General features: G+C 70.2%; 13 protein-coding genes. 7 read left to right on the top strand and 6 right to left on the bottom strand.

Annotated elements, in window-relative coordinates:
• Positions 1 to 31: 31 nt before the first annotated feature.
• Complete coding sequence (locus tag ABZ717_RS08950; RefSeq protein ID WP_358507487.1) at positions 32 to 1129, bottom strand: molecular chaperone DnaJ; 1098 nt, start codon at positions 1127 to 1129, stop codon at positions 32 to 34.
• A gap of 35 nt (positions 1130 to 1164) precedes the next feature.
• Complete coding sequence (locus ABZ717_RS08955) at positions 1165 to 1941, bottom strand: NUDIX domain-containing protein (protein WP_358507488.1); 777 nt, start codon at positions 1939 to 1941, stop codon at positions 1165 to 1167.
• Between the two features lie 191 nt (positions 1942 to 2132).
• Here ABZ717_RS08955 and ruvC point away from each other — a divergent pair, with 191 nt between their 5' ends.
• The 7 genes from ruvC (at position 2133) to ABZ717_RS08990 (ending at position 9664) form a co-directional block, all read left to right on the top strand.
• The gene (gene ruvC, locus ABZ717_RS08960; protein ID WP_358507490.1) at positions 2133 to 2681 is read left to right on the top strand and encodes a crossover junction endodeoxyribonuclease RuvC; all 549 of its coding nucleotides are present in this window, start codon (positions 2133 to 2135) and stop codon (positions 2679 to 2681) included.
• Between the two features lie 48 nt (positions 2682 to 2729).
• On the top strand, positions 2730 to 3347 hold the full coding sequence (ruvA, locus tag ABZ717_RS08965; protein ID WP_358507492.1) for a Holliday junction branch migration protein RuvA: 618 nt from the start codon (positions 2730 to 2732) through the stop codon (positions 3345 to 3347).
• 18 nt (positions 3348 to 3365) lie between these two features.
• Entirely contained in the window at positions 3366 to 4439 is a 1074-nt protein-coding gene (gene ruvB / locus ABZ717_RS08970; RefSeq protein WP_358507494.1) for a Holliday junction branch migration DNA helicase RuvB, read from the top strand.
• Positions 4440 to 4753: 314 nt separating this feature from the next.
• The gene (gene yajC / locus ABZ717_RS08975; RefSeq protein WP_067600762.1) at positions 4754 to 5122 is read left to right on the top strand and encodes a preprotein translocase subunit YajC; all 369 of its coding nucleotides are present in this window, start codon (positions 4754 to 4756) and stop codon (positions 5120 to 5122) included.
• Between the two features lie 143 nt (positions 5123 to 5265).
• A complete protein-coding gene (locus ABZ717_RS08980; RefSeq protein ID WP_358507496.1) occupies positions 5266 to 5814 on the top strand; it encodes an adenine phosphoribosyltransferase in 549 nt (182 codons plus the stop codon).
• 659 nt (positions 5815 to 6473) lie between these two features.
• On the top strand, positions 6474 to 8654 hold the full coding sequence (locus tag ABZ717_RS08985; RefSeq protein ID WP_358507629.1) for a bifunctional (p)ppGpp synthetase/guanosine-3',5'-bis(diphosphate) 3'-pyrophosphohydrolase: 2181 nt from the start codon (positions 6474 to 6476) through the stop codon (positions 8652 to 8654).
• 98 nt (positions 8655 to 8752) lie between these two features.
• Positions 8753 to 9664, top strand: a complete 912-nt coding sequence (locus ABZ717_RS08990) for a GNAT family N-acetyltransferase (protein ID WP_358507498.1) — start codon at positions 8753 to 8755, stop codon at positions 9662 to 9664.
• Between the two features lie 84 nt (positions 9665 to 9748).
• Here the strand turns inward: ABZ717_RS08990 and ABZ717_RS08995 are convergent, their stop codons facing one another.
• From ABZ717_RS08995 to ABZ717_RS09010, 4 genes are all read right to left on the bottom strand, one after another.
• Positions 9749 to 10216, bottom strand: coding sequence for a nitroreductase/quinone reductase family protein (locus ABZ717_RS08995; RefSeq protein ID WP_358507500.1), 468 nt, complete (start codon positions 10214 to 10216; stop codon positions 9749 to 9751).
• A gap of 140 nt (positions 10217 to 10356) precedes the next feature.
• On the bottom strand, positions 10357 to 11547 hold the full coding sequence (locus ABZ717_RS09000) for an acyl-CoA dehydrogenase family protein (protein WP_358507502.1): 1191 nt from the start codon (positions 11545 to 11547) through the stop codon (positions 10357 to 10359).
• Positions 11548 to 11590: 43 nt separating this feature from the next.
• A complete protein-coding gene (locus tag ABZ717_RS09005) occupies positions 11591 to 12874 on the bottom strand; it encodes a CoA transferase (protein WP_358507504.1) in 1284 nt (427 codons plus the stop codon).
• Between the two features lie 3 nt (positions 12875 to 12877).
• Positions 12878 to 13261, bottom strand: coding sequence for a DUF3870 domain-containing protein (locus ABZ717_RS09010; protein WP_358507506.1), 384 nt, complete (start codon positions 13259 to 13261; stop codon positions 12878 to 12880).
• Positions 13262 to 13345 lie beyond the last annotated feature (84 nt).

A 13345-nucleotide genomic window follows, 5' to 3' on the forward strand; every position in this document is an offset into this window, starting at 1 on the left:
TCGTGATGAGGGTGGGTGCGGGGGCGAGATTTCAGTCGGGCATGTGGAAGGGGTGGAACCGGGGTGGCCCGAAGGTCCGCTCCAGGGCCTGGTCCAGCTCGTCCAGCAGGGCGAACGCGTCGGATGGTCGCCGCTCGGGCGCCGGCAGCGAACTGCCTCGTGCGAACGCCGCCAACTGACGCGGTAACCGGCCCGCGGTCACGAACTCCACGCACCTGGTCGCCATGTACACGTCGGTGGCGGGTCGCGCGGGGCGCCGGGCGGCGACCTCGGGTGGATACACGTCCTTGCGGTGCGGCACCATCGCCGGGACATGCGGGGCGGTACGGGTCGCGTCGAAGGTCACCGAGTAGCACCAGTCCACGAGCACCAGACCGTGCTCGTCCGGGTGGATCAGCACGTGTTCGGGCACCACGGCCCCGTGCACGACGCCGGCCCGGTGGGCGTCGCCGATCGCCACCAGCAGTCGGCGCCACATCCAGGCGGCGTCGCGGGGGCCGACCCCGTCGGGGTAGGCGCGCCGCACCTCGGTCAGGTCGTAGAACCCCGACAGCCGCCGCAGGACGTTGCCGTGCCGCTCCACCCGCGTGGCCGGGTCCCGGTGTCGGAGCGTTCCGACCAGTTCGGGCCTGAAAGCGCGGTAGCGGGGCGCGCCGCGTTCGTGGATACGCCGCAGCGCGCCGGCCTCGGCCCGCACCAGGTCGTTGTCGCGGGGCGCGCGGGGAAGTTTGAGCACCGCGTCCCGCCACCGGTCCCCGTCCCGGTAGCGCACCGCGCGCAGGTCGGCGATGTCGCCCTCGGCCACGGGGCGGCCGCGGTCGACGTGGTAGGTGCGCTCCTCGGTGGTCAGCACCAGGTCGTCCAGGCCCGGACCGCCCTGGACCGCGTTCCGGTAGCGGCGCCAGGCGTCGGTGAGACGGGCGAACCCGTCGGCCGCGTCGTCCCGTCGCCGCGTGGGCGCGGTGTCGGGGTGCAGGAGCCTGGCGAGCCGGCGGTAGACGGCGGTGGCGTCCGGCGGGATCCGGCCGTCCCGGGGCGGTGCTCCGAACAGGTCGGTGGGCCCGGTGGCCATGTCGACCCCGCGCAGGGCCGAGTCGAAGTCGTCGTGCGTGCGCGATTCGCCGTCCATGTCGTCCTCCCTTCGGGGGTGTGGGTCGGGGCCGGTCATTGGGCGCCGCGGAGCAGCGGTGGGTGCAGCAGGGCGGCCTCGCCCGCCCGGTACAGGCGGGCGCGTCGTCCGCCGCCCGAGCCGCCGCGGTCGGCCAGTTCGCCGGTGTCCTCGACGAAGCCGGGTGTGGCGAGGATCTTGCGGTGGAAGTTGGCGGCGTGCAGGGTGCGCCCCCAGATCGCCTCGTACACCCCGCGCAGGGCGGTGATGGTGAAGGTCGAAGGGAGGAACGCGGTGGCCAGCGACGTGTACTCCAGCTTGGAGCGGGCCCGTTCGACGGCGTCGTCGAGGATGCGGGCGTGGTCGAAGGCCGTCTCCTCCTTCGTCGTCCAGGGCACCCACGCGGCTTCGGAGATGTCGCGTCCGGTCCCGGGATCGGGCAGGTCGGGGGCGAACACCATGTACGCCACCGAGATCACCCGCATGCGCGGGTCGCGGTCGAAGGCGCCGTAGGTCCCCAGCTGTTCCAGGTGGATCTCGGTGGGCATCGGGGTCTTCTCGGCGAGGACCCGCAGCGCGGCGTCGGGAAGGTCGAGGTCGGCCGGTCCGGCTTCGGAGTCCTGGGCACGGACGAATCCGCCGGGCAGTGCCCACAGTCCGCGTTGGGGGTGCGCGGCGCGGCGGGCCAACAGGACGTGGGGGAGGCCCTCGCGGATGGTCAGGGCGACCACGTCGACGGTCACCGCGGCGGGTGCGAAGGCGTGCGGGTCGTAGGAGGAGAGGAAACCGCGCTCGTCCCCGTCGTCGTATCGCCCATCGATCCCCTCGGACACCGTTGACCCCTCTGGTTGTTCTCAATCTGAGTAATTCTCGATTCGAGAACAACATAACCCGAGCTTCGTCCGCTGTCCAGTCCCGGGACGGTGGCGTCGACACGCCCGAAGGGCGGCGGGCGCTGTCACTCCGCGCCGCTAGCATGGTGCGAACGAACGTTCGATGAATCGATGGAAAGCAGGGTGACCACGTGCGCGTGCTGGGGATCGACCCGGGACTGACCCGCTGCGGCATCGCCGTGGTCGAGGGATCCATCGGTCGCCCACTGCGCCTGATCGCCGCCGACGCGATCCGCACCAGCCCCGACACCGACCTGCCCCAACGCCTCCTGGGCATCGAACGCGGCATCGAGGAGTGGCTCGACAAGTACGAACCCGAAGCCGCGGCCGTCGAACGCGTCTTCGCCCAGCACAACCTGAGCACCGTCATGGGCACCGCCCAGGTCAGCGGCCTCGCCCTGGTCTGCGCCGCCCGCCGCGGCCTGCCCGTCGTCACCCACACGCCCAGCGAGGCCAAGGCCGCCATCACCGGCAACGGGCGTGCCGACAAGGCGCAGGTCGGCACGATGGTGGCGCGTATCCTCGGTCTCGATGGCCCGCCCAAACCCGCCGACGCCGCCGACGCCGTGGCCCTGGCCATCTGCAACATCTGGCGCGGCGGTGCCCAGTCCCGGGCGGCCCAGGCCCAACAGGACTTCGCCCGCAAGGTGGAACTGGCCCGCCGAGCGCGCGGCCGCTGACACCGCCCCCAGGAAGGAGACGGACACCCCTCCGGGTGTCCATGACAGATGATCGCGTTCCTCACCGGCCGGGTGGCCGCACGCGGCGCGGGCAGCGCCGTCATCGACGTGGGCGGGGTCGGCATGTCCGTCCAGTGCACCCCTTCCGCCCTGTCCCGACTGCACGTGGGGGAGGAGGGCACCGTGGCCACGAGCATGGTCGTGCGCGAGGACTCCCTCACCCTGTTCGGGTTCGTCGACGACGACGAGAAGCACCTGTTCGAGCAGTTGCAGACCGCCTCGGGGGTGGGCCCCCGTCTGGCCCTGGCCATGCTCGCCGTGCACAGCCCCGACAGCCTCCGCCAGGCCGTCCACACCGAGGACACCGCCGCCCTGACCAGGGTCCCCGGCATCGGCAAGAAGGGGGCCCAACGCATCGTGCTGGAGCTGAAGGGCAAGCTGGAGGCGCCGATCAGTACCGACGGCACCCTGCCCGGCGCGGACCCCACCGCCACCGCCCGACCCAACGGCGCATGGCGGGGACAGGTGGTCTCCGGACTGGTCAACCTCGGCTGGTCCGGCAAGGACGCCGAGGCCGCCGCCTCCGCCGTCGCCGCCGAGGCCGAGACCACCAGCGACGTCACCGTCCTGTTGCGCAGCGCCCTGCGCAAACTCAGCCGCGCCTAAGGCCCGAAGGAGAACCCCGTGCACGAACGTGATGCGGTCTCGCCCGAGGCCGACGTCGACGAACTCCGGATCGAGGGGGCACTGCGCCCTCGAATACTGGACGAGTTCGTCGGCCAGGAACGGGTCCGCGAACAGTTGTCCCTGGTCCTGCACAGCGCACAGCGTCGCAACCGCGCTCCCGACCACATCCTCATGTCCGGCGGTCCAGGTCTGGGCAAGACCACCCTGGCCATGATCATCGCCGCCGAACTCGGTGCGCCGTTGCGCATCACCTCCGGCCCCGCCATCGAACGCTCCGGTGACCTGGCCGCGGTGCTCTCCACCCTCCAGGAGGGCGAGGTCCTCTTCCTCGACGAGATCCACCGCATGGCCCGGCCCGCCGAGGAGATGCTCTACGTCGCCATGGAGGACTTCCGGGTCGACGTCATGGTCGGCAAGGGCCCCGGAGCCACCGCGATCCCCCTGGACATCGCCCCGTTCACCCTGGTCGGGGCCACCACGCGGGCCGGGATGCTGCCCGCCCCGCTGCGTGACCGGTTCGGGTTCACCGCGCACATGGACTTCTACGAACCCGCCGAACTGGAGCGCATCCTGCACCGGTCGGCGGGGCTGCTCGGCGCGCCCCTGGACGAGGACGCCGCCCGCGAGGTCGCCGGGCGTTCGCGCGGTACGCCTCGTATCGCCAACCGGCTGCTGCGTCGGGTCCGCGACTACGCGGAGGTGCGCGGCGACGGACAGCTCACCCTGGCCAACGCGCACGCCGCCCTGGAACTGTACGAAGTGGACGAGCTGGGCCTGGACCGGTTGGACCGGGCCATCCTCGACGTGCTCATGAACCGCTTCCGTGGCGGACCGGTGGGACTGTCCACCCTGGCGGTATCGGTGGGGGAGGAGGCCGAGACCGTGGAGGTGGTCGCCGAACCCTTCCTCGTCCGCTCCGGTTTCCTGGCCCGCACCCCACGGGGGAGGGTCGCCACTCCGCAGGCCTGGGCGCACATGGGACTCACCCCGCCACCCGACGCCGCGTTCGGCGCCGCCCAGGCGGCCGCGAACACCGGCGGCACCACGGGCACCAACGGCGCCACGCCCTGAAGCCCGGGCGTCGACCGCTTCCACCTGTCACGATGGAGCCCACGAACGAAAACGGGGCCGAACCGTTAGCCCTCCGAACCCGGGGAGCTGGTGACCGGTGACTCATGCCACGTAAACTGGGACGTACCGGCCAAGAGCGGGGCACCACCCCGTGAGGTGTCGTTTCGACATCGGCGGAACGAGTTGGCACTCTGGTGCGTTGTATACGCCGGGTGCGAATCCGGCCGCCGTGGTCGGGCGACCCGCAAGGTGGTCGTCACGGGTGTCACGAGCCGACAGCCGTCGTCCACGAGAACCGTCAGGAAGGACGCCCCGTGCAGGGCCTTATCAATCTCGCAGCGGACGCCCCCCAGGGTGAGGGCAGCATCATCGGCATGTTGCTTCCCTTCGTACTGATCCTCCTGGTCTTCTGGCTGCTGTTCTGGCGCCCGAACCAGAAGCGCCGCCAGCAGGAGATGCAGATGCAGACCTCCCTGGTTCCCGGCGTCGAGGTCATGACCAAGGCGGGTATCTTCGCCACCATCGTCGAGATCCACGACCAGGACGTGCTGCTGGAGATCGCTCCGGGCACCCGTATCCGTATGCTCAAGGCCGGTGTCGGGGAGGTCATCACCCCCGCGGCCGACGACACCCCGGTCGAGGACCGTCCGGACTTCGGGGACGACGACAAGCCCAAGGGCTAGGATCCCGGAGGGCCCGTTCCCTCCCGCGCCCGTGGCGCACCACAGACTTCGGTACCGGCCCCCGAACACCGGGGCCGGTACCGCTGCTTTTCGGTGACTTCAGCCGAACCCGCTTCCCATCTGAAACGAAGGCCTGAGCCGCCATGACCAACGACACTGTGACGCCCGACGCGGACCTCGCCTTGATCGAGGCCAACATCCGCGACGTCCCGGACTTCCCGCACGAGGGCATCCTGTTCAAGGACATCACCCCGCTGCTGAACCACCGGGAGGCCTTCGCCGCCACGGTCGACGGGCTCAGCGCCCCCTACCGCGGGGCCGGCGTCGACCACGTCGTCGGACTGGAGGCGCGCGGCTTCATCTTCGGCGCCCCCGTGGCCATGGCGCTGGGCGCGGGCTTCGTTCCGGCGCGCAAAGCCGGGAAACTGCCCGCGGACACCATCGATCAGGCCTATGATCTCGAATACGGCACCGCGACCGTCGAGATCCACGCCGACGCGATCACTCCGGGCAGCCGTGTCCTCATCGTCGACGACGTACTCGCGACGGGTGGCACGGGCAGGGCCGCGGTGGAGTTGGTCCACAAGGCTGGTGGTACGGTCGTGGGATTCTCCGTTCTGATGGAGCTCTCCGCGCTCCGAGGACGCGAGAAGCTGCCCGACGTGGAGCTGCACACCCTCCTCTCGGTCTGACCGGACGACCTCGCGCGCACGGTGGGAATAGCGCGAAGGTTCCTCCTCGTTGACCTACACCAGCACTCGGTGTGACGCAATCGGTGACCAGGGTCACTACGCGTACCATCGGGCCGCCGGAGTACGGCGACGCACGAGGGGTCAGGTTCCGCCACCCCGCCCCACCTGGGCGGGCGCCACTAGACTGGTGGGAGAGGTGACCGCGGCGGCCACGTCGGTGACCGGCCCTGATGACACGCACGCGTTCCGGAGGCAGCCGATCCTTGGACTGTCGGCTCCACCGGGCGGATCCGCGGGAGGTAGGCATGCCAAACGAAGTGGTCTCGACCGGAGCGGTGTCCGCACGGGAGCAGGGGTCGAAGGCCCCGCGGGGTTCGGCCACCGAACGGGAGACGACCGCCGACGAGGGACGTGCCTCGCGGGGGGACGCCGACACCGGTATGCCACAGGGGCGTAACGACGGGGACCACACCGGTCCCAATGACAGACCACGTGACGAACGGCCGGAGGGCGCTGCGGAACAAGCGGCGCCCTCCGACGTATCCGAGCAGGACGTCTCCGGGCAGGGGGCCCAGGGGCGGCAGCCGGCGACCACCACGCCCTCCACCGTGCGAGTACGCAGAAGGCTCGCCCGACTCGGCGCCCAGCGGGGAGTGACGATGAACCCGGTGCTCGAACCACTGATCAAGACGGTGCGCGCCACCCACCCCAAGGTGGACGTCCGTCTGATCGAGCGCGCCTACGAGGTCGCCGCACACCACCATCGCCACCAAAAACGCAAGAGCGGCGACCCCTACATCACCCACCCGCTCGCGGTGGCCACCATCCTCGCCGAACTCGGCATGCAGGAGGCCACCCTCGCCGGCGCCCTGCTGCACGACACCGTCGAGGACACCGACTACTCCCTCGACGAGCTCCGAGCCGACTTCGGCGACGAGATCGCCCTCCTGGTCGACGGCGTCACCAAGCTGGACAAGGTCAAGTACGGCGAGGCCACCCAGGCCGAGACGGTCCGCAAGATGGTCGTGGCCATGGCCCGCGACATCCGCGTGCTGGTCATCAAGCTCTGCGACCGCCTGCACAACATGCGCACCCTGCGCTACCTGCCCAAGAAGGCCAAGCGCGAGAAGAAGGCCCGCGAGACCCTGGAGATCTTCGCGCCGCTCGCCCACCGCCTGGGCATGAACACCATCAAGTGGGAGCTGGAGGACCTGGCGTTCGCCACCCTCTATCCCAAGCGCTTCGACGAGATAGCCCGACTGGTCTCCGAACGCGCCCCCCGGCGCGACGTGTACCTGCAGGAGGTCATCGAGGCGGTCTCGGGCGACCTGCGCGAGTCCAAGCTCAAGGCGACCGTGCGCGGGCGGCCCAAGCACTACTACTCGATCTACCAGAAGATGATCGCCCGCAACTGCGGCTTCGACGAGATCTACGACCTCATCGCGGTGCGGGTCCTGGTGGACAGTGTTCGGGACTGCTACGCGGCGCTGGGGACCATCCACGCGCGGTGGAACCCGGTGCCGGGCCGGTTCAAGGACTACATCGCGATGCCGAAGTTCAACATGTACCAGTCGTTGCACACGACGGTCATCGGTCCCTCCGGCAACCCGGTCGAACTCCAGATCCGCACCCGCGCCATGCACCGGCGCGCCGAGTACGGCATCGCCGCGCACTGGAAGTACAAGGAGGACCGCAACTCCACCGGGACCGAGACCAAGCCCAAGGGCACCACCGACATGCAGTGGCTGCGTCAGCTCATCGACTGGCAGCAGGAGACCAAGGACCCGGGCGAGTTCCTGGAGTCGCTGCGCTTCGACCTGTCGGTGCAGGAGGTGTTCGTCTTCACCCCGCAGGGTGACGTCATCTCCCTGCCGGAGGGCGCCACCGCCGTGGACTTCGCCTACGCCGTGCACACCGAGGTCGGCCACCGCACCGTCGGCGCTCGTATCAACGGCCGTCTGGTGCCGCTGGAGAACGAGCTGCACAACGGCGAGGCCGTGGAGATCCTCACCTCCAAGGACCCCGACGCCGGGCCCAGCCGCGACTGGCTCAACTTCGTCAAGAGCGCTCGTGCCCGCAACAAGATCCGGCACTGGTTCACCAAGGAGCGCCGCGAGGCCGCGATCGAACAGGGCAAGGAGGAGATCGCCAAGATCATGCGCAAGCAGGAGCTTCCGGTCAAGCGCCTGTTCAGCGGAGAGGCGATCATCGCCCTGGCAGGCGATCTGCGCTACACGGACGTGGACGCCCTGTACGCCGCCGTGGGCGAGCACCAGGTGAGCGCACAGAGCATCGTGAGCAAGCTCGTGGACTCCATGGGTGGGCTGGACAGCCACACCGAGGACATCGCCGAGTCCTCGCTGCCCACCAAGGCCGCCACCACGCGCCAGCGCTCGGGCAACCCGGGCGTGGTCGTGGCGGGCGACGGTGACGTGTGGGCGCGCCTGGCCAAGTGTTGTACGCCGGTGCCCGGTGACGACATCGTCGGTTTCGTGACCCAGGGGCATGGGGTTTCGGTGCACCGCGCCGACTGCGCCAACGCCGCCAGCCTGGACCAGGAGCGCATGGTCGACGTCGAGTGGCGGCCCACCGAGGACTCCATGTTCCTGGTGGCCCTGCACGTGGAGGCCCTGGACCGCTCCCGGTTGCTGTCCGACATAACACGCGTGTTGTCCGACCAGCACGTCAACATCCTTTCCGCCACGGTGCAGACCAGCCGCGACCGGGTGGCGCAGAGCCGCTTCACCTTCGAGATGGCCGACCCCACCCACCTGGGCAGCGTGCTGCGCGCCGTGCGCGGCGTGGACGGGGTCTACGACGTCTTCCGGGTGCGCAACTGACCCGCCACCCGGTTCGTTGGAAAACCGATGGCACCCTCGGGACACCGGTGGTTAGCGTGTGCGCGTACACGACCCCCCACCGGTGAAGGCAGGCCCTCGTGCTCGAACTCCGTCCCCCGCGCCCCGAGGACACTCGCGCGCTCGAACTGCTCGCCCGGCGCTCGTGGCCGGTGGGGACCCACCCCGGTGGTCTGGGTTGGCAAGCGGCCACCGAGGACATGCCCCGGCCGATGGCGGTGGCCGAACGAGACGGTGAGATCGTCGCCTGGGCCGGGGTCACCGGCGCCAACGCCATCTCCGAGCACACCAGGGTCACCCTCGAAGGGGCCCGGACCGACCCCGAGGCCGGGGCCGCCCTCCTGGATTGGGCCCTGGCGCGTACCGAGGGTGGGACACACCTGCCGGTCTTCCACGGTGACGAGGAGCTCCGGTTCCTGGCCGAGAAGGCGGGCTTCGCACACGAAGGGACCCTGGACACCTGGATGCGTCGTGCCGCCACGGAGGAGTCCCCGGCCCTGCCCGAGGGGTACGTGATCCGGCCCGTCCGCGAGGGCGAGGAGGAAGCCCGGGTGGAGTGCCACCGCCTCGCCTGGAAGCCCGCCGACCTGCCCTGGCCGGAGAGCGTGGGTCCGGTGGACCCATCGCTGAACAGCCGTTTCTCCCGGACCTACTACGACGCCACCCGTGCGTCCCTGCTGTACGACCCCGAACTGGACCTCGTCGTCCAGGCCCCGGACGGCTCCCTGGCCGCCTGCTGCGTGGTGTGGTTCGACGCAGAGAGCGGCACCTCGGAGGTCGAACCCCTGGGAGTGGTCCCCGTCCACCGCCATCGAGGCCTGGCGGCCGCCCTGGTGCTGGAGGCGTGTTCCCTGACCGCCCACCGAGGCGGCGACCGCGTGTTCATCAACACCGCACCCAACCCGCTGTATCCGGCCCCGGCGAGGACCTACGCGAAGGTCGGCTTCGAGGAGGTCGACCGCGGCCGCGTGTACGTGCGTCGCGCCCCGTGAACACCACGGCCCCGGACCCCCTCGACGGGGTGACCGGGGCCGTTTCTGCTCAGGCCCTTCCTGCTCGGGCCGTCCGCGCTCGGGTCAGATCCGGATGGTCGTGGACCGCACGACGCGGAAGACCGGGTGACGATCCGCCTCGGCCACGAAGGCCTCCACCGGGGCTTCCGGCGGCGCCTCGAAGTACGGGCCGACGATCGCCGAACGCGGGTGCTCCAGGTACTCCTTGAGCGCCGTTCCGGCCTCCTCGGGGTCCACCTCCAGCACGCTCACCAGTTCGATCCAGCCGCCCTGGCGCAGGGTCGCGAACCCGTCCTTGCGGATGTTGTGCACCCAGTTCACCTCGCCGTACGGGGAGACCAGATACCGGCCGCGCTCGCTGTCCAGCACACTCACCGGGGTGGTGCGCAAGAATCCGGACTTGCGGCCCCGGGTGGTCAGCAGGTGCATCTCCTGCGGGCAGACCCCGTACTTGACGAAGTTGCTGACGACCGCGTCCGAGACGCGGCGCAGCTTGGTCGCCTCGAACCGCTTCGTCGGTTCGTTCACCATCTTGGGCAACTCCCTCACTCGGCTGCTCTCCATTGTGGTGGCTGGGAGCACCCGTTGGCACCCGGGATACCGGCGAGATCCGGCACACGTCGCTCACCTGCGACCCGTCGCCACACGGGCCTCCCGGGCCGTCTCGGTCGTTAGCGGAACGCGGAGATCCCCGTGACGGACTGGCCGATGCTCAGCGCGTGGATGTCCTCGGTGCCCTCATAGGTGGCCACCGTCTCCAGGTTCACCATGTGCCGCATCACCGGGTACTCCAACGTGATGCCGTTGGCGCCGTGCAGGCCGCGCGCGGTCGCCGCCACCCGCTGGGCCGCGGCCACGTTCGCGAACTTGCCGAAGCTGACGTGGTTGTGGTGGCATTCGCCCCGGTCCTTGAGACGACCGATGCGCAGGGCGGTCATGCCGGCGTGGTTGACGTCCACGACCATGTCGGCGAGCTTGCGCTGGGTGAGCTGGAAACCGGCGATGGGTCCGCCGAACTGCTCGCGGGTGAGCGAGTAGTCGCGGGCGGCCGCGTAGCAGGCGCGGGCGGCACCGGCCGCGCCCCACACGATGCCGTAGCGGGCCTCGTTGAGGCAGGAGAGGGGAGAGCCGAGCCCCTTGGACTCGGGCAGGATCGCGTCGGCGGGCAGACGCACGCCCTCCAAGACCAACTCCGCGGTGATGGAGGCGCGCAGCGACAGCTTCTTGTGGATGACGTTGGCGCTGAACCCGGGGGCGTCGGTGGGCACGACGAACCCGCGGACGCCCTCGTCGGTGGCGGCCCACACCACGGCGACGTCGGCCACCGAACCGTTGGTGATCCACATCTTGGTGCCGTCGAGCACCCAGTCGGAGCCGTCCCGGCGGGCGCGGGTGCGCATCGAACCCGGGTCGGAACCGGAGTCGGGTTCGGTCAGCCCGAAGCAACCGATGGCCTCGCCCGCGGCCATGCGCGGCAGCCACTCGTTCTTCTGATCCTCGGACCCGAACTTGTGGATCGCCGTCATGGCGAGGGAGCCCTGCACGGACACGAAGCTGCGCAGCCCGGAGTCCACGGCCTCCAACTCGCGGCAGGCCAGGCCGTAGGCTACGGCGCTGGAACCGCCGCAGCCGTAGCCTTCCAGGTGCATGCCGAGCACCCCGAGGTCGCCGAAGGCCTTGGCCAGGCCGCGCGGGTCGGGCAGGGTGCCGGCCTCGAACCAGTCGGCGACCTCGGGCAGCAGTTCCGCGGCGGAGAACTCCCGCACGGCGTCGCGGATGTCGCGTTCGGTGTCGGACAGTTCGGCGTCCACCGCCAGGAAGTCGAGCGGGTCGGGGGCGGCGGCCTTGCGGGAGTCGCTCATGGTGGGTGTCCCTTCGGGGTACGTGGTGTACGAAGTCCGTTGGTCAGTCGACGTCGGTCTGTTGGGCGGCGCCGCGCTCGAACAGTTCCTCGATCCGGTCGGGGGCCAATCCCAACTCGGTGAGGATCTCTCGCGAGTGCTGGCCGAGCAGTGGGGGAGCGGACATGGGGACGGGGGTGTCCGCCATCCGGAAGCCCGCCCGGACCTGTTCGAGGGGCCCGGCGGTGGGGTGTTCGACGGTGCGCAGGACGTCGTCCCCCGAGGCGTCGGCGGTACGCAGCGCGTCCAGGACACCGCGCACCCGACCCACCGGGACCCCGGCGGTGACCAGGACGTTCATCCAGTGGTCGGCGGGGCGGGAGGTCAGCGTCTCGGTGAGTTCGCCGACCAGCTCCTCGCGGTGCGCCACCCGTTCGGGGTTGGTGGCGTAGCGGGTGTCCTCGGCCAGGTCTGGGCGGTCGATGGCCGCGCACAACCGTCGGTACAGGGCGTCGTTGCCCGCGGCCACGACGATCTCCGCGTCGGCGGTGGGGAAGACCTGGTAGGGGACGATGGTGGTGTGCGCGTTGCCCACCCGGGCCGGTTCCGTCCCCGTGATCAGTGCCTGCTGGGTGAGATTGACCAGGCTCGACAGCGTGGAGTTGACCAGCGAGACGCTGACGTCCTCACCGCGGCCGGTGGCCTTGGCCCGCATGAGCGCGCCGAGGATGCCCACGGCGGCGTTGAGGCCGGTGAGCACGTCGGTCAGCGCCACACCGACCTTGCTGGCCGGTCCGTCGGCCGGGCCGGTGGTCGCCATCAGCCCGCTCTCGGCCTGCACGACGATGTCGAAGCCGGGGCGGCCCTCCGGTCGGTGTTCGGGCCCGAAGCCGCTCACCGAGCAGTAGACGACCGCCGGGTTGCGCTTGCCGATCTCCTCGTAGCCCAGCCCCAGCCGGTCGATCACTCCGGGTCGGAAGTTCTGGATCACCACGTCGGAGCCGGCGCACAGTTCCCGGACCGCGGCGAGCCCGTCGGGGTCCTTCAGGTCCACGGCGAGGCTGCGCTTGTTCCGGTTCACCGACAGGAAGTAGGCGGCCTCGCCGGGGGCGTGCGCCGCGCGGTGCTCTTCGGTGGGCTCGGCGTAGGGAGGTCCCCAGGAACGAGTGTCGTCGCCTCGCCCGGGTTGTTCGACCTTGATGACCTCGGCGCCCATGTCCGCCAACAACATGGTGGCGTAGGGGCCGGCCAGGACCCGGGACAGGTCGGTGATCCGCACACCGGCCAGGGGGAGTGGGGCACCCCCCGTCCCGGGTTCCTCTGTGGATTCGTGACTGGAAGGGTTCAAGGGTCACTCCTCGCCGTGGGGGGAACCGGGCAGTTGGTCGCCGTCACGCAGTTGGTAGTAGGTCTCCAGGCAGCGGCGCAGCGCGGTGGTGAGCGCGGCGCCCGATTGGCCCGCGTACCGCGTCTGCACCCGCTGGACGATCTCCGCGATGTCCTCGGTCACCGAGGCGCCCTCCACCAGGGCACGGAAGAAGTCCTTGGCCAGGTCGGTGAGCAGGGTGGTGTCCGCGGCGACGATCCGGTCGTCGGCGGTGTCCACGGCGAGCACGACACCGAGCCGCTGGTACTGGGAATGGCTCGCCACCGAATCGGGGAGACGGGCGTAGCCGGATATGAGGACAACCCGGGGGTTGCGGAAGAGCTGCTGAACGCGGTCGTCGCCGGGCAACGGACACACCTCTCGTCTGCGGGCACGCGAAAACTCCTACCGACTGGAGTCTCGCGTCTGAAGGGTTACCGGGGGAACCGGACA

The sequence above is a fragment of the Nocardiopsis sp. NPDC006832 genome (assembly GCF_040635885.1).
In the GTDB taxonomy this organism is placed as follows: domain Bacteria; phylum Actinomycetota; class Actinomycetes; order Streptosporangiales; family Streptosporangiaceae; genus Nocardiopsis.

What these genes read in the sequence shown, in the direction of transcription:
- ABZ717_RS08950 (WP_358507487.1), bottom strand. Translation starts at nt 1,129, where the DNA reads ATGGACGGCGAATCGCGCACGCACGACGACTTCGACTCGGCCCTGCGC.
- ruvA (WP_358507492.1), top strand. Translation starts at nt 2,730, where the DNA reads ATGATCGCGTTCCTCACCGGCCGGGTGGCCGCACGCGGCGCGGGCAGC.
- ABZ717_RS08980 (WP_358507496.1), top strand. Translation starts at nt 5,266, where the DNA reads ATGACCAACGACACTGTGACGCCCGACGCGGACCTCGCCTTGATCGAG.
- ABZ717_RS08985 (WP_358507629.1), top strand. Translation starts at nt 6,474, where the DNA reads ATGAACCCGGTGCTCGAACCACTGATCAAGACGGTGCGCGCCACCCAC.
- ABZ717_RS08995 (WP_358507500.1), bottom strand. Translation starts at nt 10,216, where the DNA reads ATGGTGAACGAACCGACGAAGCGGTTCGAGGCGACCAAGCTGCGCCGC.
- ABZ717_RS09000 (WP_358507502.1), bottom strand. Translation starts at nt 11,547, where the DNA reads ATGAGCGACTCCCGCAAGGCCGCCGCCCCCGACCCGCTCGACTTCCTG.